The sequence below is a fragment of the Anaeroplasma sp. genome (genome assembly GCF_034179385.1).
In the GTDB taxonomy this organism is placed as follows: domain Bacteria; phylum Bacillota_I; class Bacilli_A; order Acholeplasmatales; family Anaeroplasmataceae; genus Anaeroplasma.
The window spans coordinates 1-4,035 of the sequence record NZ_JAXFPY010000081.1; the positions used below are offsets into that span (position 1 = coordinate 1).

General features: G+C 25.3%; 4 protein-coding genes. All 4 read right to left on the reverse strand.

Annotated features, from left to right (window positions below; genetic code table 11):
* On the reverse strand, positions 1-954 hold a 954-nt coding region (locus SPJ17_RS05350), incomplete at its 3' end, for a tyrosine-type recombinase/integrase (protein WP_321093327.1).
* Positions 944-1,858 (reverse strand): tyrosine-type recombinase/integrase, encoded by a 915-nt coding sequence (locus tag SPJ17_RS05355; RefSeq protein ID WP_321093328.1) that lies wholly within the window; start codon positions 1,856-1,858, stop codon positions 944-946. The genes SPJ17_RS05350 and SPJ17_RS05355, both read right to left, overlap by 11 nt.
* A gap of 25 nt (positions 1,859-1,883) precedes the next feature.
* The gene (locus SPJ17_RS05360) at positions 1,884-3,800 is read right to left on the reverse strand and encodes a tyrosine-type recombinase/integrase (protein WP_321093329.1); all 1,917 of its coding nucleotides are present in this window, start codon (positions 3,798-3,800) and stop codon (positions 1,884-1,886) included.
* 42 nt (positions 3,801-3,842) lie between these two features.
* A partial coding sequence (locus tag SPJ17_RS05365) for a hypothetical protein (RefSeq protein WP_321093331.1) occupies positions 3,843-4,035 on the reverse strand: 193 nt, incomplete at its 5' end.

Below are 4,035 nucleotides of genomic sequence, written 5' to 3' on the forward strand. Positions count from 1 at the left end.
AGGCTTAATATTTGAATCATCATTATTTTCAATTGCTTTTCTTAACATTTCAATTGATGGTTTTGCATATATTTTAGTTGTATCAATTTGAGAGTGGCCAAGCATTCTTGAAACCAACTCTAAAGGTACACCATCTTGATATAGATGAGTCGCTCTAGTTCTTCTAAACATATGTGGGTAAACTTTGACGGGAATATCCTTATATGTTTCCCTTACTTGATCTGCATATTTTTGTAAAAACGTCTCTATAGTTGATGTAGATAATTTGTTATTATTCCCTTTGATAGAAGTAAAAAATAAATATTCACATTCATTATTTCTATGATATATGCTAATTTGATTTTTAATATGACTAATTGCTAGTGAAGACAATCCAACTATTCGTTCCTTATCTCCTTTGCCGTGAACTAGGCAATAAGGTTCTTTAACATTAAGGTATAAATCAGATAATTTAAGGTTTATGATTTCGCTAACTCTCATCGCTGTTTCATAAAGAAGCACCATAATAGTAATATTTCGAATTCCTATTTTGTTCTTTTTGGGTGCCTCAAACATTAGCTTTAAAGCAGTATCATTTAAACATTCCTTTTCAATTTTAGGTTGCCTAAAAGTTGGAATATGACTAATTGACAAAGCTAAACCTTGATACTCTATTTTGATATCAGCCACATAATATAAATATCCTTTAATAGCTGAAATATGATGATTTATTGTTGAATTTGTTCTATTTATTTTCCTTAAGTATTCAACGTACTCTAATATTAGTTCTTTTGAACAATCATCCATATAAAACTGCTTTATTTTCTTATTCTTTACTTCTAAAATAAATTTTCTAAAAGTCGTTAGATTATCCCTATAGCTTTCAATCGTATGAATGCTTTTACTTGTTTGCTTCAAACAATAAACATTAAGATATTGAGAAACATACTCAAAAAATAATAATTTATTCTTCATACATTGTTACCTCGGGGTAAAGCTTCCTACTTTTTTCGTTAATTGGTTTAAAACTAGATTCTAGCGTATGATAATAGTAATATGTTTCATTTAACGAATTATGCCCTAATTGTTTAGATAAATAAATTATTAAACTATTAACGTCCTTGCCTTCTTGAATCCATGAATCTACTCTGTGAATAACATAGGTATGCCTTAATGAATGTGGAACTGGATGAAAATCATATGTCCCTATTTGCAATATTTTTACGAATGAATTGAAATATTTATCTATCGTTGTTTTAGATATATGTTTCTCATAATTACTGCTAGGAAATAACCATTCAGAAGTTATATAATGCTTTATTTTAAATATATAATTATTAAGTAGTTTGCACATGTCATCACTGATATAAACGATTCTATCTTTATTGTTTTTTGCACAATATATTGTTATTTTAGAGTTACTTAAATCAACATCATTGATTTTTAGGCAACAAGCTTCATTATTTCTTAACCCACATGTATATAACAATCTATAAAAAACAGGTAACATAAATGAATAATGCTTAACTAATTTTATTTTTTGAGATTCTTTATCAATGACATCAAATAATTTGATGATTTCATCTTTAGAAAGAACATATGGAGTAGTTGTATTTCTAGATAATTTAGAAAAAGAAATATAAGCCTTTATTCCAATAGAATTTAAATATCTACAAAAACCATTAACCCTAACTACGCGATCATTTCTGGTATTTTTCTCTTCCGTATCTAATTTTATGGACCATTTGTCAATTATTTCTTTTGAAATATAGTCTAAATTATAGTTATTTTGTATTAAAAAACTATCGAATCTATATATGTAATAAAATGAATATTCCTTATATCCTTTAGATATCATCATATTAACATAATCATTCATATAATTCTTATAAGTACTTTGAAAATTATAGAGATTCAATTTCAAAACCTCCATAACCGATGTTATCTAAAGTTAGTGCGCATTCATGCATATTTGATGTATCAATGGAAATATAATCATCAACTGTAGAATTATCAGAATGTCCAAGTGAAAAGGCTGTAATGTCAATGTTTTGAGTTTTGTTAATTATTGATGAGGCAAATGTTTTTCTACATATATGAAATCCAGTATATTTATTGTTGTCTATGCCATTTAGTCTTTTTAATTTGTCAAAAGAAGCTGCACAAATTTTTCGATTTAATTTTTCATAAGGTGTTATATGTCTTATGAAAATGTATTCCGAAGATGATTTTGGTCTTGCACTTTTTACATAATTATAAATAGCGTTTAAAACGATAGTTGGGATTGGCAAGGTTATTTCTTTTTGTGTTTTAGTTTGGATAATATTTAATGTTTTATTTATATAAGAAATATCTTTAAACTTTAAATTAACTATATCCACAGATCGTAATCCACATCTTATAGCCAATAAAAATATTGCATAGGCTCTAATCTCATAAGAAGTTTTGTATTCAACTGATAATATTTTTGAAATATCATCAGCTTCAATAATCTTAACTAATTTCTTTTCAGTTTTAAAATTACCAAATATTCTTGAATCTACGTAAATATTTATAATATTATTATCTTTTAGAAAAATAAGGAAAGACCTAACTCTTGTAATATAAGCATTTTTTCCTTCTAAAGTAGAATGCTCATCTAACGTTAAAAAAGATGTTAATTGTGTAGGCTTGATCTGATTATAATCATTTATTCCTACACTTTCTAAATATTTTATAAATCTATATATGGAGTTACAATCCATACAAATTGTATTATTTTTATAACCAAGATTTTTTCTATAGGCAATATACTTATCGACCATATTTTTTGACCATTCTGGAATATCCTCTATTTTTCGATGCTTAATATGAGGATTACCATTAACTGAATTAAAATATGAGTTTTTATTTATAAAATCACCATTTTCTAAATATTCTATAAATTTAATTCCAAAAGAACGATATTCCAAATCTTTTACAATATTTTCATATACATATTTTGACCATAATAAAATATTATTGCTATTAATTGAAATATCGTAGTAGAAAAAGAAAAATAATAATTCATTAATAATTTTCTTAACGTGCTTTTGAGTTTTTATTGCATAACCTCTTTTAATTAATTCATCATAAAATAATTTGATATTTTCATATTCAATTTCTATTGTAGACATATCAAAAGAAGTCAAATCATCTTTTTTAATTTTTATTATTTTTTCTATATAATTATTATGAATTGTTTTAATAATTGTTGCACCTACTTTACCTTTTATATTCTCATTTGTTTCATAAATAAAATTAGCACTATGATTTAATATTTTAGCCTTAGTAGAATATTTTAGTTCCAAAGAATTTATATAATTTTTAAATTTAAAAATATCCTCATAGCTTACATTTCTATAATCTAATTTATTGTTTTCAACAAATAAAAGATAATAGCTAATATAATTTTTAATGTACGAAGAATAATCTTTGCTACATTGACTATGCTTATTAACATAATCAACTATTATTTTTTTAGATATATTGCTGAGCTTTTTGAATTGACTATTATCATTTTGATAAATAAATCGTTGGCTTTGATCAACCATTTCATTATTGATATAGCTATTTAAACCATAAACAATTCTTTTAATACATTTATATTTGCCTTTGTATAGATTGGATTTAATTGCATTGAGCCAATCTAACAATATATCAAAGCTATAAACCTCCATTTCTTTCATTTTTGTTTCAACTATTCTTTTACACATTTTATACGTGTAGTTGACTGATTGAGATTTATTAAATCCATCAGTAAGTTGATTAACCATAGTATTTAATATTATAAGCATATCCATTACTTATGCACCTCCATATAAATGGTATCATAAGTAAAAAAATTATCCCCAAGTTTTTATACAAAATCGATGTACGTATAAGAAAGTTGGGGATAATAAATTGTTGGGGATAAGGCTATTTATCTTGAATTCAGCATAAATAGCCGAAAGAACAGTTAAACCCTTCGTTATAGCACGGAAGAACTTTCTATTTTGTAAAACTGCGGATGGAGCAATAGCAACAGGAAAAGCATTT

Excerpts from the sequence above, each read along its gene's own strand:
- SPJ17_RS05355 (WP_321093328.1), bottom strand. The coding sequence starts at position 1,858 with ATGAATGATTATGTTAATATGATGATATCTAAAGGATATAAGGAATAT.
- SPJ17_RS05360 (WP_321093329.1), bottom strand. The coding sequence starts at position 3,800 with ATGGATATGCTTATAATATTAAATACTATGGTTAATCAACTTACTGAT.